Here is a 23644-nt window from a genome sequence, read left to right as displayed (position 1 = left end):
ATGGCAACAATCACGCAAAACTTACCAACATTAAATCACAGGGCTAAATCTGCCCTGTTTTTGGCTATGCGTGATTTTTACGATACGGTCGGCAAGTTTTTACCAACAAAATATATTCAGCCAAAATCACAATACGCCACAACCCGCAGACCGCCCAAGGATTTAACAATTATCGAGCGCCCGCTTTGGGAGCAGATACCTCATGAATATGATTATTTTCACCCGTACTTTAGTGATTCTCCCTTATTTATTGGTAGATATTTCGCTAGAAAATATCTAACGCTGTATCAAGAAAAAGGCTCAAAAGTAGCCAACACATATTTACGCACCTGCGGACTAACTCGTTGTACCGAAGTACAGCAACAATACGCAATCAAAGATGCCGGAAAAAGCCTGATTGTACAAGAATTCTATAAACATCTGTCGATATTACCCACACTGGATAAAATCGACGTTGAAGAGCTTGCCGGAAAGATTGCCGGCTATATGCACAATCTAATTATCAAGTTTTTAGAAACCGACGAATTTAAGTTAAGTTGTGTGGGTGAAAATAGCCACGAATTAGCTATCTATAAATTTGCATTAGAGCAACTCAAGCCGTTAAAAATTACAGCGCCCTACTTTGCTGATTATAAAAAAGGTGAAATCAGTGAACAGCAAATTGTTATCGCACTAGCTAAATTATCAGATGATAAATGGTGGCGAAGCAGATTAAAGCGGACATGGGGCTTTCAACGTGAGCATTTGGCCATTGCTGCCGGACAAGTACAAAAGCACGCAAGCCCTTATGCAAGCCGTACTTGCGTGGGCGAATGGAAAGAGCAAAAAAGGAAAAATCGGGAATGGCTGAAAAATCAATGTATAGAAAACACTGAAACAGGCGAGCAATTCGAACTCGTTTTACAAGTCGATAAATCAAATGCTAACCCTGCGATCCGCCGCTGTGAATTAATGGTTCGTATGCGTGGGTTTGAAGATATTGCGGATGAATTCGGCTATGAGGGGGCATTTATAACATTGACTGCGCCGTCAAAATATCACGCCGTACATGCTAAAGGCGGCTTTGTCAAAAACTGGAACGGCGGCACACCGCGTGACACGCAGCGTTATTTATGTGGCGTGTGGGCAAAAATCAGGGCAAAGCTTAATCGTGAAAATATCAAAATCTTTGGCTTTAGAGTTGCTGAGCCGCATCACGACGGGACACCACATTGGCATATATTGGTTTTTATGCTACCGGAACACAAACAGCAGGTTTATGAAATTATGCAAACTTATGCGCTAAAAGAAGACGGCGGCGAACAAGGTGCGCAGTACGCCCGCTTTAAGTTTGAAAATATCGAAAAAGAGAAAGGTTCGGCAACGGGCTACATTGCCAAATATATCTCTAAAAATATTGACGGTTATCAACTTGACGACGAGGTCGATGACGAAACCGGGCAAAACTTAAAAGAGATGGCGAAGAACGTAACGGCGTGGGCTAGCCGCTGGGGTATTCGTCAATTCCAGCAAATCGGCGGCGCGCCGGTGACCGTGTGGCGTGAACTTCGCAGGCTCGGCAGTCAAAAAGTCGAAAACCCTACAATCGACCCAGTGCTTGCCGCGGCGGATGCTGGCGATTGGGCAGCTTACACTCAGTTACAAGGCGGCGCGATGGTACAGCGCAAAGATTTACGCGTTAGAATTTCTTATGAAGAAGAACAAAACCAATTCGAGGAAGAAGTTAAAAAAATAAAAGGCGTATTTTCGCCGATTATTGGCATGGCCTCTTTTATTTGTACACGTCTGATCAGGTGGGCGATCGTCTCTAAAAATAAGCGCGACAGCGCTCCTCGGAGTTCTGTCAATAACTGTACGGAGGTTAAAAAATCACCTCTAGACGATCAGCGTGAAGAAATTAGAAAACAATTAAAAACAATCGGTCTTCCTGATGATAATTTCACCATAAACAAGCTTTATTTACGTGAAAGTATAAAAATTAGCCACAACCAATATTTAAAATTAGATAACACTTTGGACGGTGTGCATCTCATCGTTAGCAATTCGCCAAGCCGGCCTAAAAAGCCCGTTAAAAATGATTTTGTTGAGTTTGATTTTTGATAATTTGGGATAAATACACATGTTGACAATAAAAGTAAAACCGATATATAGTAAAAATACGTTAGCAAAATCTAACGTCAAGATTGACCTCTTGAAACTTACAAAGAGCATAACCGCTCAAAGCGGTATTTTTATGCGCGCTTAGTCATACCTATTCTATGGTGGGCTGGGCAAGGGCTTCGAAAGAAGCGCCGTTTTCTTTGTAGGCGGTAAGGTCAACCTTGTTCAGTTCACCACCAATAATTGACCTTGTTGGCGGTGTTTACTTAATTTATTATACAAAGGTAAATACTATGAAAAACTTTAACCAACTTACAACAGTTGACACATCAGAAAACGTTATCATCCATCTAAATAATTTTGCAAAAATCGAACAAGCCGAAACAATCGCCCGTAATTGCATCAATGCACATTCAACCCCTGCCGATTTTATGGTTATAATTTGCTGTATTGCGGATTTATTGCATTCAGTAATAGAACAATATGAATAAAACTGAGTGAATTTTTTGGGCGGTAAATTCAACCTTGTTCAGTTTACCGCCAAATGCTTTATATGGTTTTATGTAATAAAAATCAGATAGTTAGACATTGATCACATTTTTTTAATTTTTTCTTGCCAAGTGATGGCCGTATAAATATACTGTATTTATGTACAGTTATTAAAGGATGAAAAAAATGGATCAAATAACAATAAATAGCATTAAGTTAGAGCAAGCCGAATTTTTAAACAAATTAATGATTGATGCTGAGTTATCAAAAAATGATATAAAAATTGGCTTATGTTTGTTGCATGAAATATTATTAAAAATGAAAGATATTGACAAAACCAAAACTAAGCAGGATTAATCACATCAAAAGCCAGTTGATTACCTCGGCTGGCTAAATACGCATTTAACCTATCCAAGCCCTTAGCGCTTGGGCTTAACACTCTGTCAAATTCTGATTTAATTCTAAACGTTAAACCGCACTCTGGATCTGAGCATGAACAATATTGATAATTTAGCAGCTTGTGAGTGCGGGCGGTTTTTGTGATTACGGCTTTTTGGCCACATTCGGGGCAAAGTAATAAAGGGGTTCGGCTCATGTTATTACCTCATATCTACACACAAGCCTATTATATCATAATTTTCTATTTACTCACTTGTTAATGGTGCTATTTTTTCGAATTTTAACAACAATTTATCTTTAAATGGTGAACGTTGGATATCGTCATCATGGTTTATAGTTTCAGTAATTAGATCTTGCAGTACTTTCGTCTCTGTCGCCATGTAATTTTTACGTAATTTATCAATATCACCATTATTACTGCCATTCTGCGCAACAACACCCGCCAGCCCCGCCGGATATCTGTGCGCATTTAATAAATCTTGTGACGAAATCGTCTTAATGTTAGCAAATTCATCTTTTGCGCTCATGTCGCCGACCGGGATCAGTTTTACGCCATCCGGGCTGCCATTTGGTATATTGATAAACATACTGCGGAAGTTACCAACGCCTTTACTTTTTGCAATTTTTTCTTTTATTTCTTCTTCCAGTTCGTCGCTTAAATTTGGATCAGTTGCGTAAAAAATGTAACCCATGTGCGCGCCGTTATTATAATATCTTCGTCTGAACATTGTAGATTCACTATTGAGCATTGCACTATTTACGCCACCCATATAATCCGGTAGTCCATAAATGCGCTGGGTAGTGTCTGGTTGACGAATATAAATTACATCACCTGGATCATATGTAATTGAGCCGTTTTTTTGTGGTAATACATATCCGCCGATTTGTGTTTCAGTAGCATCTTTTTTTACTCTAAAGTAAAGCGACATGAGCGGGTATAATTCGGTAACTTGGCCAAAAATATTACGGCGTTTTAATAATGGTAAATCACCAAAAACAATCAGATTTAAAAAGCACTCTAACGCATGTTGATAGCTGAGTCCGCCGCCAATAAAAGTGCTTAATAACATATTTCGGCGAGCATAAACAATACCGCCATGTTGTGAGTTGATACTGGGTAATTGTGATAATGCTAATCTATCTACGGGTGTGGTGTAGCATTCGCTTTCGTATTCATTGCGCACACTTTGATAATAAGTTAAGTCGGTAAGTACCGTCTCGGGTTGCTCAAATGTGATCACACTCATTTTTTTTGTATTAGTTTGGCTCGGTGTTCGTTTGAATTTTTGTAAAGAATTTTTCATTTTATATTATCCATTTTGATTGCTTTTTATTTGTGTTGAGCGGTTCGCGATAAACGGCGTGGGCAATTGCAAAAAAATCGTCGGCGTGGCCTGTTGATTCTGATCGGCTGGCGGCGTAGGTGATCATGTTTGACTTTGGTGTTGCAACTTGCTCAATAGATAAAAAGGACGCATTTAATGCGTTTAGTTCCTCGCCCCACTCTATGCGCCCACTTTCAACAACATCAATCATTTTTAAAACCAATTGATTTTTTGTTCTCACATCGTAATGAATGGGTACTGTTTCACGCAGTGCAAACGTTTGTAAATGCTCATAAACACCGTACCCGATCCCTGTAATATCTACCCCGATGTAGGTCATTCTGTACTTAGCTTTAATTTCTTTTATTTTGTTGGCCATATGTTTAAAATTAAGACCTTTCCACTGATAAATTTCTAATACTCTGAATTTTTCCAGTTCATGCAATGGCGGGGCAACAACGGCAAATGTCGCATTATCCCTCGTGCGGCTTGGGTCAAAACCTGCCCAAACCTCCCTATTTCCGAATGGTCGATCGGCATTAGCATCGAAATCTTGCCACAATGCCGAATCAGTAACACATTTTTGTAATTTATCAAAATTAAATACGCTTCTGCCGCCATCAGCAAATTTACAGCAATATAGAATATTAAACGCTTCTGCGCTTTTAGATTCACGTATATCATCAATATCAGCCAAATCAAAGCCTTGCGCTATTGCGTCTTCTAATGTAATCAGTAACCGCCAAAATTTATCAGGGCAAACCGTGCCATTCATGCGTAACGATTCATCACTTGGAAATTCAATATCTTTACGCTTTTGATCTCCCTCTTTCCATTCTTCCCCTACCCATTTTTTATATGCCGGATGTGTTTTTGTGCTCGGTGTTGAAAATAGCGTTTCCCGGTATTGTTTTTGTGTCGCCATTCCTGATGCTGCAGTATACAGATCGGAAAATTTAGACATCCAAAAAACTTCGTCAAAATAAACATTACCGGCATAGCTTTGTGCTGTTGATACATTGTTAGCGCATAAAATTAAGTTTGCATGATTGCTTAATGTAATTAAATCCCCACCTTTTAGCTGCACATCAAAAAACTGCTCCGCTATTTTTTTAATATACATAGCAAAAACACGGGCTTGCGGTTTTGATGATGATACAAATATTTGGTTATTACCCGTTAACACTGCGTCTTCAAATGCTTCAAATGCAAAATAAAAGGTAAAACCTATCTGCCGGCTTTTTAGAATAAATCGCCGTCTATGCTCGCCAAGGTTATCCCTAACGTATAGCTGATGTTTATATAAAATTTCACTAGCTACCCTATCAAAATCATCTTTTGTTAGATGTGAAATATCATTCTTTTTAGGCTTCTTGCGCTTTTTAGTTTGCTTGTCCGCTCCATTATTTTGCTGTTCGTTGTTGTTTGTTTCATCAACATTAAAAACCGGTGCGTTTTTTTGTTTTGCTCGAACTAATTTACATTGCTGTTCAATTAATCGCTCAATTTCATCTAATTCTAATTGATTTTTATTGTCTCGTTCTATTAACAAAGTAAGTCGTCGATCTATTGCATCTTCGACCGCCTCCTCTTTTAACATTGATGCCCAGCAGTGCTTTTCAGCCCAGTAGTATACGATCCGCGCATTCGGCAGATTTAACGCTTTGGCGATTTCTTTAGGTGTATAACGTTTTAAATATAACGTATACGCCGCTCGTTTAATTTCGGGGTTATATCGTTTCATGCGGTTATTGTCGTTGTTATCCGCTAAACTCGCATCAAACCCTTTTCGGTTATAGGGTTATATCCGAAATAGTCAGCGTGCAAACACACTAAAATCATTTTAATCTAACCACAAGATTAATTAATGTTATCTAACAATGGCAAAAGAATTAAAAGAAAGTGATTGGTTATGTATCGCAACAGAGGGGCGCTCAGTAGATGGGCGGGAAATGATGCGGGAATGGTTGGCCAGCGCCGCACAAAATTACAATTCAGATTTTTATAGTGCTGTAATTTGGAATGAGCACAACCACCCCTTAGATCGTGTGTACCAGTCAAATCTAGGTTTAGTGCTAGAACTGAAAACCGAAGAAGAAGACGGTAAGCTAAAACTGTATGCAAAATTAGCGGCAAATAAATTTTTATTAGCATTAAACGACGACAATCAAAAGCTATTTTGCTCCGTTGAGATTACCTCCGACTTTCCCGATGTTGGTCAGTTTTATTTAACTGGGTTGGCTGTTACTGATCAGCCCGCATTACCGGGAATATCACAACTGAAATTTAGTAAGGAACGTGGGAACACCTACACAGGACTACACGAATTTAGTTTATCTACTGAACAACAAAACACAGGATCCAACACAATGACAGAAGAAGAAATTCAAGAGCTAAAAGAACAGTTAGCGGCTCAAGCCCAAAAAATTGAAGAGCTAGAAGCCGCATTAGCTGAAAAAGACGCGGAAAAAGCCGAAAAAATTGCGGAAGAATTAACAGAGCTTGCAAGTGAAACATCAGAACAAGCCGAAACCGTCGCAGAAGAAGTAACCGGCGAAGTATCTAAAGAGGAATTTACTGCTTTAAAAAAAGCAAATGTTGAGTTAACAAAAAAATTCGATGCTTTAGAAAAAAAATTCAGTCGAGCAATGACATTTAGCTCAACACCAACCCCGGACTTAAAACCAACCGTTGGTGCTGATTTAAAAATGTTTGTTTAAATGCCGGTTTTAACAGGTTTATCCAATAAAGTATCACAATCACAGGTAAAACAGGATTATATATGCTAAATCAAAATGCCGAGCAAATGCTGGCAAAATATATACATAATTTTTCATTAGCTAGTAAACGTGCTGATGTTAAGAAGTTGTTTTCATTAACTCCGCCCCAAGAAACACGACTACGACAAGCGATCATGCATCAGGTTGAATTTTTATCAAAAATCTACTGCGCAGATGTCGATCAAATTGTAGGGCAAGTTGTTCGAACAGGTGTATCACAATTATATACTGGTCGCAAAAAAGATGCTCGCTTTAGCCGTAAGGTTGGCATTGAGGGTAATGAATATAAATTATCAAAAACGGATTCTTGCGCAGTACTGACGTGGGAGCTACTTAGCCAGTGGGGGAACTCGGGGGCTGAAAATGAATTCTTTAGTTTGGTACAAACATTTATAGAGCAGTCTTTTGGGTTAGATATGCTGCGGATCGGCTTTAACGGTACACACATTGCCGATGAAACAGATCCAGATACATATCCTAACGGGGAGGATGTTAATAAAGGCTGGCATCAAATTGCGAAAGAGTGGCAAGGCGGCAAGCAAGTTCTGACAGATCCGGTTACTTTAGGTAAAAATGGTGATTATAAATCATTAGATGCAATGGCGTCAGATCTAAAAAACAGCATTCGCCCAGAGTTTCGTTTTGATCCTCGCTTAGTTGTGTTAGTTGGTACGGATCTGGTTGCCGCTGAATCATTCCGACTATATCAGCAAGCTGATAAGCCGACTGAAAAAATCGCCGCTCAGTTACTATCTGATTCTGTAGCGGGTATGCCGGCATATATCCCGCCATTCATGCCGGGCAAGCGTATGGTTGTCACTACATTACAAAATTTACACATTTATACGCAGCGTAATACTCGCCGACGTGCAGCCGAAGACGTTCAAGATCGCGAAGCGTTCGAAAGTAAATACTGGCGAATGGAAGGCTATGCGCTAGAAATACCTGAACTGTATGCCGCAATTGATGAAAACGCTGTCACAATCGAGGGCGAGCAATCGGCGGAAGTTAATCAGCTGTAAAAAAGAGGGTTGGCATGTTATCACCAATGCAAAGGCATCGAACCAAAGTACAAACACTAAACGAAATGCAACCACAAGCTGCGGTTTGTTCGTCATCACTTAGTTTGCATGTTTTAAATGAAGCACTAAAAAAAGATGCCCAGTATTTGCGGTCGCTGCCAACCATCAAAGAACGGATTGAAGAAAAACGCAACGTACTATTACCGCGCTGGCAACCTTATGCTCAAAGCTACATTGAGCAGGGGGAAGCTTATCGAAATCCAATTTTAAGTTATTGCATTGTGTGGTTATTTGATGTTGGTGAGTTTGATTTGGCAATCAAATGGGCGTTTATTGCTATAAAACAAAATCAACCAACCCCTGACAATATAAAAAGCCATTTCCCCGCATTTGTTGCCGATCAGATTTATTCTTGGGCGGAACAGCAAGCGGAGCAAGGGAATGCAATTGAGCCGTATTTTTCAATGATTTTTAACAAAGTAGCTTATGAATGGCGCATACATGAAAAAATAAAAAGTAAGTGGTTTAAATTTGCTGGGCTGTTTGTTTTACGTGACGAAAAAGGACAACCCCGCGCTACTGCGGTTGATGATATAGAAGTATTGGAAAAAGCGGATCAATTATTGGCACAAGCTGAAGCTATGCATGTGCATGCACAAGTTAAAACTATGCGAGCTGGCATTGCTAGCCGAATTCGGGCGTTATCCGATCCAGACTACACAGCGAGCCAGCGCCCACAGGATGAAAAAAGAGATTTTCTAAATCATCTTTTCAAATCCTGAACGGGCGCTTTTTTAAGGATAGTCATGTTTAACGGTTTAGAAATCGATTACCAAGAAATCATTATCCAGAATGATGGTTTTTGGCCAGATATCAATATTGCCGACTTTCAAAAGTCGCGCAGCATTACAGCAGCAGTTAGCGCGGATTTAATCAGAGATGCGTTATTAACGGCAATTAGCGAGGTCAATATCTCATTAGAGCGATTTAAAACCAAACACGTTGCCGGCGGCGTGGGCGCAATAAATGACATTAAGGGAATTAATTCAGATGGTATAAATAGCGTTACTGCGCTGTATAAAAAGGCAGTTTATTCACGTGCAAAAGCTGATTTAATCGGTGAGTTTGTGGCGATTTCAAATGTTAAACAACAAATTGACGCAAATCAAAACGAAATGGAAAGCAAATTGTTAGCAGAGGGTACAAGAGCAATTAGAGCCATTTTGGGCTATCGTCGTAGTTCGGTGGAATTAATATGAGTTTATTAACGGAATTAACCAAACACTTAGTCGATAACCTGAAACCACGCAGTCATAGCGGTTTGACGTTCAGCTCATTTATGGACAATTTGGAAATTGATCGCGTATTTAAGCTTGTAACAAAACAGCCGACGGAGCAACTTTTATGCGCAAAACTGAAATACGATGCGGTAATAACATTTGACGAATTCCCGTACCGAATTTATGACCCGTGCCTTGTCTTCGCGTTGGTTATGTGTTGGCTTGAAAGCAAAAACCGGGACGATGCGCAATTTGATAATGTTAATCCTGATATTGACGTTTCAGAAAACGACGAACAAACCGCTTACTTAATGATTGCTGTACCGTTGTCAGAAGATATCACTTTAATCGAGGATGAGAACGGATCAATACCGTATAAAGGCAAGCGTTACAAGCTCGGACTTACAAGCGTTTGGGCACATCCGGATCAGGTGAATGTTAATGCAAATTAGTGGCGAATTAAACAAAGCTCAACTAAAAGAGTTACAAGAAGCTATTAAAAAGCTTGAGATGCCACCAAAGAAAAAACAACGTCTTTTGTGGCGTATAGCAAAGCTGGGCATGATTCCGGCAATAAAAAGGAATATTAAAGAACAGAAAGACTTTAATGGTTCTGATTTTAAAGAAAGGAAAGGCAAGCGTAAAAGCCCGCTTTTGAAAAAAATAGCTAAACATATAGCGGTTAGAGAAATGCCGGCGATTGAAGCTGTAAAACTCTATTTTAAAGGACATTATAAAAGCACGTCGGATAAAAATATCCCAATCGGTGTAGTTGCTGATGTGCAACAAAATGGGCGGACAATTCGACAAAATGCTAAGCAATTTAAAAAGCAATCTAATAGCAAAAAAAAGGGTTCGATTACAAAACAACAAATTAAAAAATTAAGAGAGCTGGGACATACGCACTCAAGAAAAGGAAAAGAAGTTAAATCATCGGTTAAGTGGCTTCGTGAAAATTATTCAAAGGCACAGGCGGGCGTAGTGATAAAAAGAATGGTCGATGAGCTAGTTAAGCAGTTTTGGTCAGTAAAAATTCCTAGCCGTGCATTTATGGGTATGACTGATAATGAATTTTCCAAAATATTAGAACGACAGCTTAAAAATATTAGCTTTGGCTGGGATGTAAAAGCCCAAAACATAAAACGAGGTAAAAATTAAATGACTTGGCCAACAATTACAATTAATCAATTAAATCTACTGCAGGGCGAAACCGACGAAGTAGAACGCCGATTTTTGTTTATCGGCAATGCGGGCAAAAATAAAGGGCAAATTATTTCAGTCAATGCCCAAACTGATTTTAATGGCGTGTTGGGTAATGATGACAGTGCGCTAAAAAAAGGCGTGTTGGCTGCATTAGAAAACGCAGGGCAAAACTGGTTTGCCAGTATTGCTATTTTAAACGACGGGCAAGATTGGACTGATGCTGTAATGCAAGCCCAAAAAATCGGATCGTTTGAAGCGGTTGTTTATGCTGAAAATATCAACACGAAAGCCGAAATCAACAAAGCGATCAGTTTGCGCAAGAATTTAATTGCTAAGTATGGCCGTTGGGTTCGGTTTATTTTGGGTATTGAGGGACTGCAACCAAACGAAACGTGGGCACGATATGAATCACGATTGGCTACATTGCAAAACGGTATTGCTGAATATGCAATTACACTTATACCCATGATTTGGGGCAATGAACCGTTTGTCAACGCCGGGCGTTCATGTAACCGCTCGGTAACTATCGCCGATGCACTGGCACGCGTTAAAACTGGCGCAGTCAGCAATTTAGGTAGTGACACTTTGCCGGTCGATTCCGCGGGGGTTGAATTACCGCTAGCTACATTGCAAACACTAAACGCAAATCGTTACAGTGTGCCAATGTGGTATCCAGATTACGACGGCATTTATTGGGCAGACGATCGCACATTAGACGTTGAGGGTGGTGATTATCAATCAGCCGAGACAGTACGCGTTATCGATAAAGTCGCACGTAAAATTCGATTATTAGCGATCGCCAAAATTGCCGATGCCTCATTCAATAGCTCAGCTAATTCGATAGCTGTACATCAGCAATACTTTGCTAAGCCGATGCGTGAGATGTCAATAACATCACAGATTAACGGCATTGAATTTCCGGGTGAAGTTAAAAAGCCAAAAGATGGCGACATTGTTATCACGTGGAAAACACCCAAAACCGTTGATATTTATGCAGTTGTGCGCACGCGTGATATTCCAATGCAAATCACTATCAGTCTGATGCTTGATGCATCCTTAGATCAGTAATCAGGAGTATAAAATGGGTTCAAGAATTACAGGGAAATCGTTTGACGTCAATTTTGGCGGTGAATTAATACAAGTTAAAAGTGTGACATTAACTATCACTGATAATAGTGCCGTTGCATCAACTAACGGCGTGCCAGATGGGCATATAGCTGGATCGGTAACAGCGGAAGGCTCTATCACGTTGACTAGTAAGTATTTTAATAAGCTGGTAGCGATAGCTAGAAGTTTTGGGTCGTTTCGTGCTATGCCCGCATCTGATTTTATGTTTTATGCAGATACTGGGGACGAATCACAAAAAATAGAGGCATTCGGCTGCAAGCTAAAAATTTCGGATTTGTTAAATGCGGATAAAAGCGGTGATGATGAAACTACGCATACTATTGATTATATAGTGACATCGCCAGATTTTGTTAGCATTAACGGCGTGCCGTATTTGTCAGCGACCGATACACGCAATTTATTAAATAACTAGGCGGATTCCGACAATGACTGATGAAGATTCACTATTGGTAAAAATCGGACTAGTGGGCTTTATGCTTGGTATAGCTAAGTTGCTGGCCGGTGATGAAGCGATTACATGGCGCAAAGTGATTGGCCGGTCGTTGCTGGGAACGGGGTCATCACTGATAGCCGGGTTAATCATGATTCCCCACCCTGCCGCGTCTCAACTTGTTATTGTTGGTGCTGCGGCGCTGCTCGGCATTTTAGGGCATTCGCTCATCGAATGGGTGGTTATTACTTATATTGATAAGAAAACAAAAGGATAAAAATTGATGAAATTGATGAATTTGTCAGAACACTTTAAACGCTCAGAATTTGCATGTAAGTGTGGTTGCTGTTTTGATGATGTCAATCCGTCCCTTGTTGAAGTTTTGGAGGATGTCAGAAATCATTTTAATGCCCCAACAATAATTACTAGCGGTTGCCGTTGCAGGCAGCACAATCACACAGTAGGCGGAAAACAGCACAGCCAACACGTTTTGGGTAATGCTGCTGATATCAAAGTAAAAGGCATTAAACCGAAAACCGTGGCCGATTATTTAGAATCAAAATACCCGGATAAGTTCGGCATTGGTCGATATATTACATTTACCCATATTGATGTTCGGGTAGTTAAAGCTCGCTGGGGTTCAAATGAATAAATACAATCTGGCGATTATTGTGTTGCTTGTATTATTGATTTTTTGTTTTGGTATTTATTTTTCATCATTACAACACGATAGCAAATCACTAAAACAAATAAACAAGCTGAATTTTGAAGCAAAGCAACAACAATCAGTTATTAACAATAAATCGCAAGAGCTAGAAACTAAATTACAACAGGTAAAAACGTATGAACGACAAAATAACAAGAAAGCGCAGACCTTTGGCAATGCTGTTAATAGCAATTGCATTAGTCGTGATTTTGTCGAGCTGTTCAACAAACAAACAGCAGATTACGAGCAAATTTTATCAACAAAACACATTAACAAGGTGCGTTGAAATATTGCCGAAAATTGAGAACAACACAACAACGGCAATACAAAATGCACTAATTGAATGGCGCAGTATTTATATCGACTGCGCACTTAGGCATAACACTTTAGTAGAAACAATAAACGAGGTACAACATGGAAATCACATTAACAATTAGCGGCAAAGATATTACTTTTAAACCAACAAAGTTAGCTTATAACACGTATATCAACGATGTCACGATGAACGACAAAATTGCACCGGCAACAAACTTTTTACGTCGTACTGTTGTGCCAGAGTGTAAAGAGGTTTTAAACGAAATTTTAGAAAATCATATTGGCGCAGCATTACAGATTAATGAAAAACTTATCAAACAATATGCGCCCGACTTAGAGATCGAAGTAAAAAACTAAATCGGCGAGTAAGTAGAATTGAGAAGAATTCGTTAGAACAATTATTGATTTTACGACGCTACTATCTGCCGGCTGAGGATGATAGTAGCGAAAATCTCGCCCGTGCGGCGTGGCTAGATAATCATTTAGCAGAGGTACAAGCGGCAGCAGTAGCAAACGGTATCGGCAAAGCTTTTAAAGGTGTTAAATAATGTCATCATCATTAGATTTTACAATTAGATTAACTGATCGCGTAACTGCGCCGCTTAAACGCGTACAATCGCAATTTAAGTCATTTAACGCAACTGCTGCCAGCTCATTTAAAAAAATTGGCGGCGGCAGTATTGCCCTTTTCGCTGTTGCTAAAAGCATTACTGGTTTACTCTCACCCGCCGAAGAAATGGATCGGGCATTAAAAAACGCAAGCTTGGGCGGTGTTTCGTCAATTAATGAATTGCGAACAGCGGCAAAAAAATTCAGCTCAGAATATGGCACAAGTGCGCTTGATTTTGTTAACTCAGCATCATCAATCAAGGGTGCGTTATCGGGCATTAGTGATGCAGACGTACCGCACGCTGTAGCTGCGATGAATATGCTGTCAAAAGCAACCGGCGAAAGCGTGGACACATCAACCGCGTACATTGAGCAAATGGCAGCGAGCTACAAAGGCACAGTTAATAAAATCGGCCAGTTAAATTTTGCACGTCATGCGGCGGGTATTGCTGCATACGCTAAAAATAATTTTAACGTGTCAACCCAGCAACTGCAAAGCATGATGCAAAAAACCAAAGGCACGGCGGCGAATAACGGCGTAAGCATGGGAGAGCAAGCTGTTGTTCTGAGTATGGCAAGTAAAAGCCTTGGTGCAGGTGCTGCGGGGTCATATGCCGCGCTGTACAAAAATTTAGGCAAAGCGGGGAAAGAACTCGGACTATCGTTTGCTGATGCTAACGGCAAAATGCTGTCAATGCCTGAAATTATTGACAAAATCCAAGGTAAATTTGGCAAGGATTTATCAAAAAACATTAAAGCACAGGAGTTATTAGATAAAGCCCTTGGTGCGGGTGCTGATATTGTAAAAACCTTGGCGAATAACTCAGATGAATTAAATCAACACGTCAAAGAAATTGGTAAGGGGCGGAATTTTAAATTAATGCAAAAGATGGCTCAAGGTAATGTTAAACCGTTGGAGCGCATTAATGCTCAATTTATGAATATTAAAGAGTCTATTGGGCGTGCAGTATTACCGATTTTAATGCCGGTTATGAATGCTATTGGTGGCATTATCGGCAAATTTGCTAAGTGGCTGGAAATGTTTCCAAATATTGCTAAATGGATCGGCATAGTCACCGTCGCGCTTATAAGTTTGGCGGGTGTTGCTGCTGTGTTTGCAATTATTTCTGGTGTTATATCGTTACTACTTTCCCCGATAACACTAATTATTATCGGGATTGCTGCCGTGATTGCTATTTGTTGGGTTTTTCGTAAACAGATCGGTAACGCAATTAATTGGGTGATTGAAAAAGTAAAAGTGCTATGGGCTGCGTTTAGTGAAACGTGGGCGTTTAAGATGATATCCGGTTATTTAAAATTCACCGCAAAAATGTTTTTCTTTCTTTTTAAAATTGTCAAAGGTGGGATCATTATCTGGTTTTCTCTACTTTCTAATGCGATCGCTATGGTGTGTAAATTTTGGGACAGTATAAAAGACTCTATATATATTCAAGTGCTTATTGCTGCATTCAACGTGTTATCGGACGCTGTTTGCTGTGTTTTTGAGTTTATCGGCGATACATTTTTATCAACAATAGATGATTTAACAGCCGGTTGGGATAGTTTTGTTGAGTTTTTTACTAATGCTGACGCATTTTCAAAAGTCGGCGATGCATTGAAAGAAGCATTTTGGGATGCTTTTAAAATAATTAAAAACAAGGGAATAGATGTAATTAACGATATTATTAAAGGCTTAAATTATGTCCCGGGCGTTAACATTGAGCTGCTTGAATACGAAAAAATCGACGCGCCCGAAGAATCGCCGATCGGCACTGCAAAATCACCGATTACTAGTACGATCGTGCGTGACATCGATCATGGTGGATTGTCAAAAGAGATTCAAAACAGTAAATCGCAAAATATCGATAATAGTAAGAATATTCAGTCAGTCACGATCAATAATTCGCAGCCGATGACGCCGGCCCAACTGCAAGAATGGGAGCAGCTTTATGCCGGATAAGTATTTTGATTTACTCATTGCCGATCGTGATTTTTCGTTAAATAGCGGTTATGAGCCGAACTTAGCAAAAAATCAGCAAAGCATCGGGCAAGATATTAAACATGCAATTATTGAAAGCGGTTTAGCTACTGAATTGGTTGCAGAGCGATCCCCTACTATGCGTTACGACGTTTTCACTAAAATTATTTTATTAGTCGAAAGCGATCGCCGCATAGTACCAGGCACTGCGCACATCAAAGAAGAAACCGCAGAACGGCTTTATCTGACTGCTGACACGTACGACTTTGGAAAAATTGGAGTAACGATCAATGGCTGATTATCAAAAAATGTTTGAAAAAATACTGCACGATCATGGTATGCCAGTTGACGAAAACGCCGCTCGTAAAGAGTTCGAAGAATTGACAAAAGCAGAGGGGTTAATCACAAACACATCGAAATACTCCCCATTTTGGCGTTTGATGTCTGCGATTGTGATACGGCCATATATTTGGCTAAAAGATGCATTTATCAAAAATGTATTAATGAATATGTTTTTAATGACGGCCAGCGGTCAGTTTTTAGATTTGTTTGCTAATGCCGTTAATTTAGAGCGTAAGCCGGCAACATTGGCAACGGGTGAAATTTTGTTCACTAAAGCAAATAAAAATCAGGCGGTTGTTATACCTGTAGGCACTGTGATTAGCTCGCCCGAAATTAACGGCGTTACATATCAATTACAAACTACTCAAGAGTATAGCATACCGGCAGGTGTTGAAGTCGCACGCATTCCAGTAGTGGCCGTCGGCAGCGGTGAAAACTATAACTTAGCTGCTGGTTATTATCGTTTTTTAGTTGAACAGATAGACGGTGTAACTGTTACTAATGACGATAATTGGTTGATCTTACCGGGTGCTAACATTGAATCAGATGATGATTTAAGAGATAGAACTAAAAACCAGTATAACTTTGTTGGTCACTATCATACTGATGCCGTATATCGTGGCATTGTGACAACAATTACGGGGATTTCAACAAAACAAGTTTATTTTGTGCATGATGCTCCACGAGGTCCGGGTACAGCAAATTTATATCTATTGCTAAATGACGGCGTAGATTCAAAATATTTTATCGATAAAGTTAACGATTACATCATGGGGCAAGGCTACCGTGGCCATGGTGATGATTTAAAGTGCTTTGCCGTGCCTGAAAAGAAAATTGATATTGCTGTTACATTATATTTTGAACGTGAACAACAACCGATCGACATTAATCAATATCTATTAAACGTTGAGCATTTTATACGTTGCGCATTTCGTCAGAATAACGACTATAACGTAACGCAAGTAAATGCGTATTCACGGTTTAGTATCTCAAAATTAAACGAAGAACTGCATGAGCAATTTAACGAGTTACATTCGATTGTATTTAACATCGGCGACATTGTCAGCGAGCTAGAAGTACCAAGACTTCGAACTCTAACAATAAATACCGAGGTCGCAGAATGAAATTAAAAATCAAGCTGCCGGTTTGGATGAACAAAGGCGAGCCGCTAAAGCTTGCTAATGCATCACTTAAATACTGGGATCGTATGTATCAATGGTTAAAATTCCCAGTTATGCAGTTCGACCCGTTAACATGTGACGAGCGATTATTATTTTTGTATGCCTATCAACGCGATGTTAAACGACTAAATAACGAGCCATTAACGTTATACAGAAAACGCATTAAATACGCATACGCCAATGCTGCAGATTCTGGATCGGTTATTGGGTTTAAAAATATATTTGAGCGGCTAGAAATCGGCACGGTTCAAATACTAGAACGCCAGTACGGCTATGATTGGGACGTTATCATCTTGCGATTATCTGATAATCAGTTAACAAATAATCGTGAATTATTAACGGAAATTATCAGGCAATACGGCCGAACCTGTCGGCGTTATTTTTTTGAAATTGTTCACGTGCAGCCGATGAAATTTAGATGCGGCGAGTTTAATAACAATCAACATTACAACGGTTCTAAATTTAATTTTAAACGAATACACCAAGCAACAGTAATTTTAAAAGTTGGCGGATTTGGTGAAGTAAAAGAATTTAATGGAGTACAGCAATGAGTAAAACGGCAATAGTAAAAACGGGCGAACAGTTTTTTATAAAACAGTTGAGCAAGTCGCAAGCGATAAAACTAGATAAAGTTATATTTGCTAACGTTTCAGGCATTAACGGCGACACTGAAATCAATGTTAACGGTTCAATGCCCGCCGCAAGTCAAATAGTACATACAGCACCAGTTACGCAATCGGGGTTATTGAATGATAAGACTGTGGTTTATTCTGTTATTCTTGACACTAGCATCGGTGATTTTTCATTTAACTATATCGGGCTTGTCAACGCAGAAACTAACACGCTATGCATGGTGATGCATACTGATTTAACACGAAAAATAAAAACTGCCGGACAACGTCAGGGTAATACGATAACAGAATCAATTTGGTTAGAAATTGATAATGCATCTGAATCTACGGGTATTACTGTCAATGCCCAAACTTGGCAGATCGATTATTCAAAACGATTGGCTGGCGAAGATGAACGTATTCGATTAACTAATTATGATTTATATAATCGATTAGCAATTCATGACGGTTTTGCAATAACAAAAAATGGCAATCAATTAACAGTGTCATCAGGTTTGGCATATGTTGCCGGTTTGCGAGTTGAGCACGCCACTCAAACATCGATAGAAATTGAAAACAATCAATCGTTATATATTGATGCGTGGTTAACTGGCGCTGTAACTGGTGAATGGTCTGTAAACTATAATTTAATTGCGGGCACTAATTTACGTGATTACGAACAAGATGGATTTAAGCACTATGTTGAGCGTGTAGCTTCAGTTGACGCAAACGGCAAGCTAGTTGTTGTTAAACCGAAATCATTTATCACAACGTACGATCATGCGACAACTGAAAAAGTGGGAATAGTTAAACTCAGTTCAGAAATTAACAGCACATCAGAAACCGAGGCGGCTACGGTGTGGGCTGTAAAAAAAGTGAATGATAATGCTGTTGCAGCAAATAATAACGCACTATTAGCGGATAACAACGCGAACAACGCACACAATAGAATCAATGCGATAACAGATAAATTCACATCTGGAGGCGTTGAGTCACGAGTGTACTCTAACGATAAACGTTTTTACTTGCTTGTTCGAGATGATGGCGTTGTGGGAATGTATAACTCTGTAAGAAAAAATTTGCCTTGGGGTTTTGCTGAAGATGGTGTCCTTGGTGAAGGTTATGTCCCAGCGCATCGGGTGTTAAATTTAGAGCAATATATTAGAAATTTTACACTGCCATCTGGGATTCCACTTCCGTGGCCGCACGATCGGCCGCCAGCGGGGTGGTTTGAATGCAACGGCGCTCAATTCAATGTAAATCAATTCCCAAGGTTGGGCGGTGTTTATCCTTGGGGGCTGTTGCCAGACCTTCGCGGTGAATTTATTCGGGGCTGGGATAATGGTAAAGGAGCAGATCCGTACCGGGTTATATTGAGTTGGCAAAATTTTGCAATTCAGCGTCATAATCACGCGATTAATGCCAGAACATCATTTAACTCGGCGGGAAATATTACGGCGTCAGTAACGCACGGAACGCCGCAAACTGGCTGGACGGAACTAACGGGCGATAACGAGACTAGACCGCGCAACGTCGCATTTATGTACATAGTTAAAGCAGAATAAGATCAGGAGATTTATATAATGAAATATCAATTACAACCAGAAACAGCTATTTTGGACGAGAACGGACTAACAACAAAAGCGGGTTGGGCTGTGATTTATAATGTTGATTCCAAGGGGGAGTATTCGGGTGCTACATATCAGTATTTACCCGTTGGTGTTGGCGTGCCTGCTAATTCATATTTAGACGCACCAAAGCCGGTTAAAGATGGTAAAGCGATCATCAGGGATGGCGATAAGTGGGTATACCCCGCCGACCACCGGGGTAAAAAAATCTACTCAATAGAAAATGGTGCAGAATCAACAGTAACAGAAATCGGCGATATTCCCGCAGATTACACGCTATTAAAACCGTCTAGCGAATTTGATAGCTGGGACGGTGAAAAATGGGTGTTAGATGAAAATAAACAGCATCAACACTATGTAGCTGTAGCAACAGCACAGAAAAAACAGCTATTAAGCGAAGCTAGCTCACAAATTGATTATCTACAAGATGCGATTGACACAGAAATAGCTACAGACGAAGAAAAAACGTTATACGCAGCATGGAAAAAATATCGTGCTTTACTAAATCGTATTGATGTTGATACTGCACCAGCAATTGATTGGCCAGAAAAGCCGGAGTAATCGATCGTGTGGTGTGATAAAACGTTTTCATTAGCAAAATATAAGTCAATGAGCTTTGAAGCTGTAGCAATTGAGCCGTACAAGATTACTAACAGCAAATTTTTATCACCCGAGGAAGCAATCAAGGCGTTATTAGCAAAAATCGACAGCATAACGCCAGTTGCTGTTATATTGATATCATCTGTAACAGAAGCCGGTTTTATTAATAAGCTAACAGCATTAAGCCAGTGCTGGGATTTGCCGGAAATCAATCGAGCACTGAGAACGGCTAAAACAGTGCAAGATTTAGATGTAACAAAAATGGTTATACCGAATCCGGCTGATCGAAAAGTTGTAAAACAGTTATCATCAAGTAACACGCGTGCAATTGTTAACAGTCAAACGTTAAAAGAGGCACAAAAAGACGCTAAAGCATCAATAAATAGCGTAATGAGTGAATTACAGCGGTTTGCACAGCAAAAAGAAGCCGTTTTAAACAAAGTTGCCAGTAAAACAGCTTCATTAACTGGCGGTAGTATTGATATAACATTTTTTCATGGTTTGCCGTGTGATCTCCATAAAGAGTTACCCAACAAAGAGCATATTTTTACTTTTTTACTGGCATTTTCAGATAACAACTTAAAACCGATATTGGATTTAGTACATGATAGAAAACTCATCGATTAACAATAACGGATCTGCGGGAAGCGTTGATAATATTGTATTAGCGCTTGACGGTGAATCTATTATATTAAAAAACCCGTCAATTTCTGCCGAGTATGATTTGCCGGAAGAAGACCAGTCAGGGCAATCATCATCAACAAATAGCAGTGAAAAAGGTATCAAACCAAAGAAATTAAATATTAATGGGTTAATTGAATATTCAACACCGGATCGCTTAAGCCGATTGATTGAATTGTCATATCAAACCGAAAAAGGCGGAGCTAAAAAGCTGTATCGTGTTGCTAATGCCACGGCTAACGTTATAAATTTACGTGAAGCTGTTTTCAGTGGCAAAGTTTCGGTTTCTCCTCATTCTACACTGCTTGCGTGGCAAATTAGTTTTACGCTATCAGAACGTAAATCAGTGCCCGAGAAGCGAGAGGCAAGAGCACAACAGCGAGCAGTTGAAAATGGTGACGAGAGCGTCGGCGCAATAATTGAAGAAGTGCCTGCCGAGCAGGACGAAAACGCCCAAACTGGCAAAGTTGAACAAATTCTTGGGGTGTTTAATGATGCATTACCGTAGGAATAAATATGAAGATTAATAAATATGCAATGATCAATAACGAACGTATTCAGATTATTGATTGTAACATCGTGTTAGAGTTAAACGCTTGCGGACGCGGTTTTATTACTATTCCCGAAAAAGATAAAACATCACTTAAGAACAAAGTAATAAAAATTAATCTTGGGTACGGTAACGACTTACAAAGATTTTTCACCGGGTTTATTGAAAGCGAACAAACAGCAGCAAACAACGTCAAAAAGCTTTTTGTTCGTGAGTTGATCGGTTGTTATAAGCAAACAATTGATTGTTCGTTTCAACATCCGACGTTAAAAGCTGTTACTGAGTATTTAACATCAAAAAACGGGTTACAGTTTAATTTGCCGGACGCTGATTATGTTAATACAAAAATTCCACACTTTAAGCATGCGGGAACTGGCTATCACTTATTGCAAGAAATCGGTAGAGCTTTCAACATTCCCGAATATACTTTTTTTCAAACACCGACAGGCAAAATCTATTGCGGTAGCTATAACGATAGCTATTTTAATGATAAAGATATCAATTTGGGTGATAATTTAAATAAAATCGCATCATCAACCGCCGGATCTAACATTGTTGAAATTCCGTTAGTGCCAAAACTTCGCCCGGGCGTTAAAATCAACGGTAAAAAGGTCTCTATTGTCAATTTGATTAACGATAACATGACAATAACTTTTGAAGACAAAGCCGGGAAAAAATCAGCAACACGGCGACAAATTGAAAAAGAATTCCCAGAGCTAGCAGACGGCTATCATCTGTCAAAAATGGCCAAGGTTGTAGCAATTTCGGACGAAACCAATCTAGGTGATATATCTACACCATTCCGCCCAAAGTACGCCGTTAATGTGCAGTTATTAGATGAAAACGGCAAAGAATCGACGACACCGGTTTATAAAGCGGTACCTTTACCAGTAACCAACATCGGATCCGAGGGTGGATCGTACCACTACCCTGAGGAGGGCACGGAAGTGGAAATCGGTTTCATCAATGGTAAGCCTGATCAGCCGGTTATACGCAATATCTACCCAAACAATAAAACAATGCCGAATATCAAAAAAGACGAGCATTTATTGCAACAGCGTGCTGAGGTTTTTACAAAGATTGATAACGTCGGCAATATGATACGTGAAAGCGATCAGACTGTGACAGATAACGCCCGTGATTATTGTTTAAATAGCGATTCATCAACTGAACAAACAACAACGAAAATAACAACAGTTAACGCTAATTATACTATCAACACGTACAGTAATTATAAGTTATCTGCGAACACTATAACGCAACTGGCGCTAAAAGATTACACGGTTGGGACTAATTCGAATTTTGTGCAGTTTGTCGGTATTGATTACTCATTAACAATAAATGGCAATCAAACGATATCAGTAAAAAATAAAATTGATATCACAGCAAACGAAATCAAAGAACAGATTAAAACAATTCGCCAAAGCATCGCCGGCGCAAAACAAGAAATCGTAGCCCCGCAGGTTTGGATCGGTAGCGGCGAGATAAATGTATCTCAATTGATGTTAGACACGTTAGAGCTTATTGAGCGGCTAGCTGATTTGACAGCGCAACATACACACCCAAACACAACCACACCAACCAACGCGGGCGCAATTGTTGGCGTTAAAACGGACGCAATAAATCTAGATAAAAAATACTCGCCAGTAATTGCAAAATAATACGTTGTGCCCTCACCTCGCCCACGCTTGTGGGCTTTTTTTATAGTGAACATTTATATAACTTTATCGCTTCTTCGATAATCATGCCTTGCGATTTGCCTGTACTTTTGCTTAACTCTGTAATCATTTCTATTGTATTAATTGACAATTTATACCCTTTTGGTTTTACTCCTCTTTTTTCATCACTTCTTTTTTGAATTTCAGCTCTTGATAACGCCATGTGTTCCACCTTGATTTTTTGTCAATCAGTTGTTATATTAAGGTCGCCGGCGAGGGTGCGACCTCGCCTTTGATTGGAACTAGTAAACTGGTAATGATACCGTTAATAGAACCAAGAGAATTAAGATCCTAACCATCTTTTTTCTCCCTTAAGCCCCCATCGAAAGCTGGGGGTTTGCTTTATCAGCACCCTGCTGATGTTTATAATTATAGATGCACCTACCAATAAAGTCAACACTTTTCTAGATATTTTTTTAAACAAAATCAAAATAAATCAATAATCCACCTGAGCTATTGGCTATTTTTTTATACCTGAATTATTAAAAATAAATAATCGGGGGACAAAATCGATCGGGTGACCCAAAGCGTGCTACACCGCACCCGCCTACAGGGTTTTTGCATGAAAT

At 39.6% G+C, this 23644-nt stretch carries 29 protein-coding genes; 25 read left to right on the top strand and 4 right to left on the bottom strand.

Features of this window, described 5'->3' with window-relative positions:
- The 3 genes from ACYH9I_RS00215 to ACYH9I_RS00205 all read left to right on the top strand — a co-directional run bounded on the left by ACYH9I_RS00215 (nt 1) and on the right by ACYH9I_RS00205 (nt 2946).
- Nucleotides 1–2100: a replication endonuclease gene (locus ACYH9I_RS00215; RefSeq protein ID WP_483557982.1), complete on the top strand. Its 2100-nt coding sequence runs from the start codon at nt 1–3 to the stop codon at nt 2098–2100.
- A 293-nt stretch (nt 2101–2393) separates the two neighbouring features.
- Nucleotides 2394–2591, top strand: coding sequence for a hypothetical protein (locus ACYH9I_RS00210; protein WP_483557980.1), 198 nt, complete (start codon nt 2394–2396; stop codon nt 2589–2591).
- 184 nt (nt 2592–2775) lie between these two features.
- On the top strand, nt 2776–2946 hold the full coding sequence (locus tag ACYH9I_RS00205; protein WP_483557978.1) for a hypothetical protein: 171 nt from the start codon (nt 2776–2778) through the stop codon (nt 2944–2946).
- Here ACYH9I_RS00205 and ACYH9I_RS00200 read toward each other — a convergent pair.
- Genes ACYH9I_RS00200 through ACYH9I_RS00190 form a run of 3 tightly spaced genes read right to left on the bottom strand, consistent with a single transcriptional unit; the run spans nt 2933 to nt 6057 of the window.
- Nucleotides 2933–3184 (bottom strand): ogr/Delta-like zinc finger family protein, encoded by a 252-nt coding sequence (locus tag ACYH9I_RS00200; RefSeq protein ID WP_483557976.1) that lies wholly within the window; start codon nt 3182–3184, stop codon nt 2933–2935. The genes ACYH9I_RS00205 and ACYH9I_RS00200 overlap by 14 nt on opposite strands.
- A gap of 49 nt (nt 3185–3233) precedes the next feature.
- Nucleotides 3234–4292 carry a phage portal protein gene (locus tag ACYH9I_RS00195; protein ID WP_483557974.1) on the bottom strand — a complete coding sequence of 353 codons (1059 nt, stop codon included), beginning with the start codon at nt 4290–4292 and terminating at the stop codon, nt 3234–3236.
- 1 nt (nt 4293) lies between these two features.
- Complete coding sequence (locus tag ACYH9I_RS00190) at nt 4294–6057, bottom strand: terminase large subunit domain-containing protein (RefSeq protein WP_483557973.1); 1764 nt, start codon at nt 6055–6057, stop codon at nt 4294–4296.
- A 136-nt stretch (nt 6058–6193) separates the two neighbouring features.
- On the opposite strand from ACYH9I_RS00190, the gene ACYH9I_RS00185 reads away from it, so the two are divergent.
- From ACYH9I_RS00185 to ACYH9I_RS00080, 22 genes are all read left to right on the top strand, one after another.
- Nucleotides 6194–7033, top strand: coding sequence for a GPO family capsid scaffolding protein (locus ACYH9I_RS00185; RefSeq protein WP_483557971.1), 840 nt, complete (start codon nt 6194–6196; stop codon nt 7031–7033).
- A 62-nt stretch (nt 7034–7095) separates the two neighbouring features.
- Nucleotides 7096–8115, top strand: coding sequence for a phage major capsid protein, P2 family (locus tag ACYH9I_RS00180; protein WP_483557969.1), 1020 nt, complete (start codon nt 7096–7098; stop codon nt 8113–8115).
- Nucleotides 8116–8129: 14 nt separating this feature from the next.
- Nucleotides 8130–8897 (top strand): phage terminase small subunit, encoded by a 768-nt coding sequence (gene gpM, locus ACYH9I_RS00175; RefSeq protein ID WP_483557967.1) that lies wholly within the window; start codon nt 8130–8132, stop codon nt 8895–8897.
- 24 nt (nt 8898–8921) lie between these two features.
- Entirely contained in the window at nt 8922–9374 is a 453-nt protein-coding gene (locus ACYH9I_RS00170; protein WP_483557965.1) for a head completion/stabilization protein, read from the top strand.
- On the top strand, nt 9371–9847 hold the full coding sequence (locus tag ACYH9I_RS00165; protein ID WP_483557963.1) for a phage tail protein: 477 nt from the start codon (nt 9371–9373) through the stop codon (nt 9845–9847). The genes ACYH9I_RS00170 and ACYH9I_RS00165 overlap by 4 nt, the downstream gene beginning before the upstream one ends.
- Nucleotides 9837–10553 carry a hypothetical protein gene (locus ACYH9I_RS00160; RefSeq protein WP_483557961.1) on the top strand — a complete coding sequence of 239 codons (717 nt, stop codon included), beginning with the start codon at nt 9837–9839 and terminating at the stop codon, nt 10551–10553. Before ACYH9I_RS00165 ends, ACYH9I_RS00160 begins: the two co-directional genes overlap by 11 nt.
- Complete coding sequence (locus ACYH9I_RS00155; RefSeq protein WP_483557959.1) at nt 10554–11666, top strand: DUF2586 domain-containing protein; 1113 nt, start codon at nt 10554–10556, stop codon at nt 11664–11666.
- 13 nt (nt 11667–11679) lie between these two features.
- Nucleotides 11680–12138 (top strand): phage protein, encoded by a 459-nt coding sequence (locus ACYH9I_RS00150; protein WP_483557957.1) that lies wholly within the window; start codon nt 11680–11682, stop codon nt 12136–12138.
- Nucleotides 12139–12151: 13 nt separating this feature from the next.
- A complete protein-coding gene (locus ACYH9I_RS00145; RefSeq protein WP_483557955.1) occupies nt 12152–12433 on the top strand; it encodes a phage holin family protein in 282 nt (93 codons plus the stop codon).
- 15 nt (nt 12434–12448) lie between these two features.
- Nucleotides 12449–12808: a D-Ala-D-Ala carboxypeptidase family metallohydrolase gene (locus tag ACYH9I_RS00140; protein WP_483558403.1), complete on the top strand. Its 360-nt coding sequence runs from the start codon at nt 12449–12451 to the stop codon at nt 12806–12808.
- Nucleotides 12801–13148 carry a hypothetical protein gene (locus tag ACYH9I_RS00135; RefSeq protein WP_483557953.1) on the top strand — a complete coding sequence of 116 codons (348 nt, stop codon included), beginning with the start codon at nt 12801–12803 and terminating at the stop codon, nt 13146–13148. The genes ACYH9I_RS00140 and ACYH9I_RS00135 overlap by 8 nt, the downstream gene beginning before the upstream one ends.
- Before the next feature lie 128 nt (nt 13149–13276).
- Nucleotides 13277–13534: a putative phage tail assembly chaperone gene (locus ACYH9I_RS00130; protein WP_483557951.1), complete on the top strand. Its 258-nt coding sequence runs from the start codon at nt 13277–13279 to the stop codon at nt 13532–13534.
- Between the two features lie 44 nt (nt 13535–13578).
- Entirely contained in the window at nt 13579–13725 is a 147-nt protein-coding gene (locus tag ACYH9I_RS00125; protein ID WP_483557949.1) for a DUF6890 family protein, read from the top strand.
- Entirely contained in the window at nt 13725–15746 is a 2022-nt protein-coding gene (locus tag ACYH9I_RS00120) for a phage tail tape measure protein (protein ID WP_483557947.1), read from the top strand. Before ACYH9I_RS00125 ends, ACYH9I_RS00120 begins: the two co-directional genes overlap by 1 nt.
- On the top strand, nt 15736–16062 hold the full coding sequence (locus tag ACYH9I_RS00115) for a DUF2590 family protein (protein ID WP_483557946.1): 327 nt from the start codon (nt 15736–15738) through the stop codon (nt 16060–16062). Before ACYH9I_RS00120 ends, ACYH9I_RS00115 begins: the two co-directional genes overlap by 11 nt.
- Nucleotides 16055–17230 (top strand): baseplate J/gp47 family protein, encoded by a 1176-nt coding sequence (locus ACYH9I_RS00110; RefSeq protein WP_483557944.1) that lies wholly within the window; start codon nt 16055–16057, stop codon nt 17228–17230. The genes ACYH9I_RS00115 and ACYH9I_RS00110 overlap by 8 nt, the downstream gene beginning before the upstream one ends.
- Complete coding sequence (locus ACYH9I_RS00105) at nt 17227–17838, top strand: phage tail protein (RefSeq protein WP_483557942.1); 612 nt, start codon at nt 17227–17229, stop codon at nt 17836–17838. Before ACYH9I_RS00110 ends, ACYH9I_RS00105 begins: the two co-directional genes overlap by 4 nt.
- Nucleotides 17835–19463, top strand: a complete 1629-nt coding sequence (locus ACYH9I_RS00100; protein WP_483557941.1) for a phage tail-collar fiber domain-containing protein — start codon at nt 17835–17837, stop codon at nt 19461–19463. Before ACYH9I_RS00105 ends, ACYH9I_RS00100 begins: the two co-directional genes overlap by 4 nt.
- An 18-nt stretch (nt 19464–19481) precedes the next feature.
- Entirely contained in the window at nt 19482–20087 is a 606-nt protein-coding gene (locus ACYH9I_RS00095; RefSeq protein ID WP_483557939.1) for a tail fiber assembly protein, read from the top strand.
- A gap of 6 nt (nt 20088–20093) precedes the next feature.
- Nucleotides 20094–20753: a hypothetical protein gene (locus ACYH9I_RS00090; protein ID WP_483557937.1), complete on the top strand. Its 660-nt coding sequence runs from the start codon at nt 20094–20096 to the stop codon at nt 20751–20753.
- Nucleotides 20731–21315, top strand: a complete 585-nt coding sequence (locus tag ACYH9I_RS00085; protein ID WP_483557936.1) for a baseplate complex protein — start codon at nt 20731–20733, stop codon at nt 21313–21315. Before ACYH9I_RS00090 ends, ACYH9I_RS00085 begins: the two co-directional genes overlap by 23 nt.
- A gap of 8 nt (nt 21316–21323) precedes the next feature.
- On the top strand, nt 21324–23018 hold the full coding sequence (locus ACYH9I_RS00080) for a hypothetical protein (protein ID WP_483557935.1): 1695 nt from the start codon (nt 21324–21326) through the stop codon (nt 23016–23018).
- A 40-nt stretch (nt 23019–23058) separates the two neighbouring features.
- Here ACYH9I_RS00080 and ACYH9I_RS00075 read toward each other — a convergent pair whose 3' ends face one another.
- Nucleotides 23059–23238 (bottom strand): ribbon-helix-helix domain-containing protein, encoded by a 180-nt coding sequence (locus ACYH9I_RS00075; RefSeq protein ID WP_483557933.1) that lies wholly within the window; start codon nt 23236–23238, stop codon nt 23059–23061.
- Between the last annotated feature and the right edge of the window lie 406 nt (nt 23239–23644).

The sequence above is a fragment of the Gilliamella sp. X-23 genome, assembly GCF_057063545.1.
The sequence above is the reverse complement of the archived record's forward strand: the minus strand, read 5'-3'. Positions and strand labels throughout refer to the sequence as shown.

Excerpts from the sequence above, each read along its gene's own strand:
- ACYH9I_RS00200 (WP_483557976.1), bottom strand. The coding sequence starts at position 3,184 with ATGAGCCGAACCCCTTTATTACTTTGCCCCGAATGTGGCCAAAAAGCC.
- ACYH9I_RS00165 (WP_483557963.1), top strand. The coding sequence starts at position 9,371 with ATGAGTTTATTAACGGAATTAACCAAACACTTAGTCGATAACCTGAAA.
- ACYH9I_RS00180 (WP_483557969.1), top strand. The coding sequence starts at position 7,096 with ATGCTAAATCAAAATGCCGAGCAAATGCTGGCAAAATATATACATAAT.
- ACYH9I_RS00195 (WP_483557974.1), bottom strand. The coding sequence starts at position 4,292 with ATGAAAAATTCTTTACAAAAATTCAAACGAACACCGAGCCAAACTAAT.
- ACYH9I_RS00150 (WP_483557957.1), top strand. The coding sequence starts at position 11,680 with ATGGGTTCAAGAATTACAGGGAAATCGTTTGACGTCAATTTTGGCGGT.
- ACYH9I_RS00135 (WP_483557953.1), top strand. The coding sequence starts at position 12,801 with ATGAATAAATACAATCTGGCGATTATTGTGTTGCTTGTATTATTGATT.
- ACYH9I_RS00080 (WP_483557935.1), top strand. The coding sequence starts at position 21,324 with ATGAAGATTAATAAATATGCAATGATCAATAACGAACGTATTCAGATT.
- ACYH9I_RS00170 (WP_483557965.1), top strand. The coding sequence starts at position 8,922 with ATGTTTAACGGTTTAGAAATCGATTACCAAGAAATCATTATCCAGAAT.
- ACYH9I_RS00185 (WP_483557971.1), top strand. The coding sequence starts at position 6,194 with ATGGCAAAAGAATTAAAAGAAAGTGATTGGTTATGTATCGCAACAGAG.
- gpM (WP_483557967.1), top strand. The coding sequence starts at position 8,130 with ATGTTATCACCAATGCAAAGGCATCGAACCAAAGTACAAACACTAAAC.
- ACYH9I_RS00210 (WP_483557980.1), top strand. The coding sequence starts at position 2,394 with ATGAAAAACTTTAACCAACTTACAACAGTTGACACATCAGAAAACGTT.
- ACYH9I_RS00140 (WP_483558403.1), top strand. The coding sequence starts at position 12,449 with ATGAATTTGTCAGAACACTTTAAACGCTCAGAATTTGCATGTAAGTGT.
- ACYH9I_RS00075 (WP_483557933.1), bottom strand. The coding sequence starts at position 23,238 with ATGGCGTTATCAAGAGCTGAAATTCAAAAAAGAAGTGATGAAAAAAGA.
- ACYH9I_RS00190 (WP_483557973.1), bottom strand. The coding sequence starts at position 6,057 with ATGAAACGATATAACCCCGAAATTAAACGAGCGGCGTATACGTTATAT.
- ACYH9I_RS00085 (WP_483557936.1), top strand. The coding sequence starts at position 20,731 with ATGATAGAAAACTCATCGATTAACAATAACGGATCTGCGGGAAGCGTT.
- ACYH9I_RS00095 (WP_483557939.1), top strand. The coding sequence starts at position 19,482 with ATGAAATATCAATTACAACCAGAAACAGCTATTTTGGACGAGAACGGA.
- ACYH9I_RS00155 (WP_483557959.1), top strand. The coding sequence starts at position 10,554 with ATGACTTGGCCAACAATTACAATTAATCAATTAAATCTACTGCAGGGC.
- ACYH9I_RS00115 (WP_483557946.1), top strand. The coding sequence starts at position 15,736 with ATGCCGGATAAGTATTTTGATTTACTCATTGCCGATCGTGATTTTTCG.
- ACYH9I_RS00215 (WP_483557982.1), top strand. The coding sequence starts at position 1 with ATGGCAACAATCACGCAAAACTTACCAACATTAAATCACAGGGCTAAA.
- ACYH9I_RS00110 (WP_483557944.1), top strand. The coding sequence starts at position 16,055 with ATGGCTGATTATCAAAAAATGTTTGAAAAAATACTGCACGATCATGGT.
- ACYH9I_RS00120 (WP_483557947.1), top strand. The coding sequence starts at position 13,725 with ATGTCATCATCATTAGATTTTACAATTAGATTAACTGATCGCGTAACT.
- ACYH9I_RS00205 (WP_483557978.1), top strand. The coding sequence starts at position 2,776 with ATGGATCAAATAACAATAAATAGCATTAAGTTAGAGCAAGCCGAATTT.
- ACYH9I_RS00145 (WP_483557955.1), top strand. The coding sequence starts at position 12,152 with ATGACTGATGAAGATTCACTATTGGTAAAAATCGGACTAGTGGGCTTT.
- ACYH9I_RS00100 (WP_483557941.1), top strand. The coding sequence starts at position 17,835 with ATGAGTAAAACGGCAATAGTAAAAACGGGCGAACAGTTTTTTATAAAA.
- ACYH9I_RS00130 (WP_483557951.1), top strand. The coding sequence starts at position 13,277 with ATGGAAATCACATTAACAATTAGCGGCAAAGATATTACTTTTAAACCA.
- ACYH9I_RS00105 (WP_483557942.1), top strand. The coding sequence starts at position 17,227 with ATGAAATTAAAAATCAAGCTGCCGGTTTGGATGAACAAAGGCGAGCCG.
- ACYH9I_RS00160 (WP_483557961.1), top strand. The coding sequence starts at position 9,837 with ATGCAAATTAGTGGCGAATTAAACAAAGCTCAACTAAAAGAGTTACAA.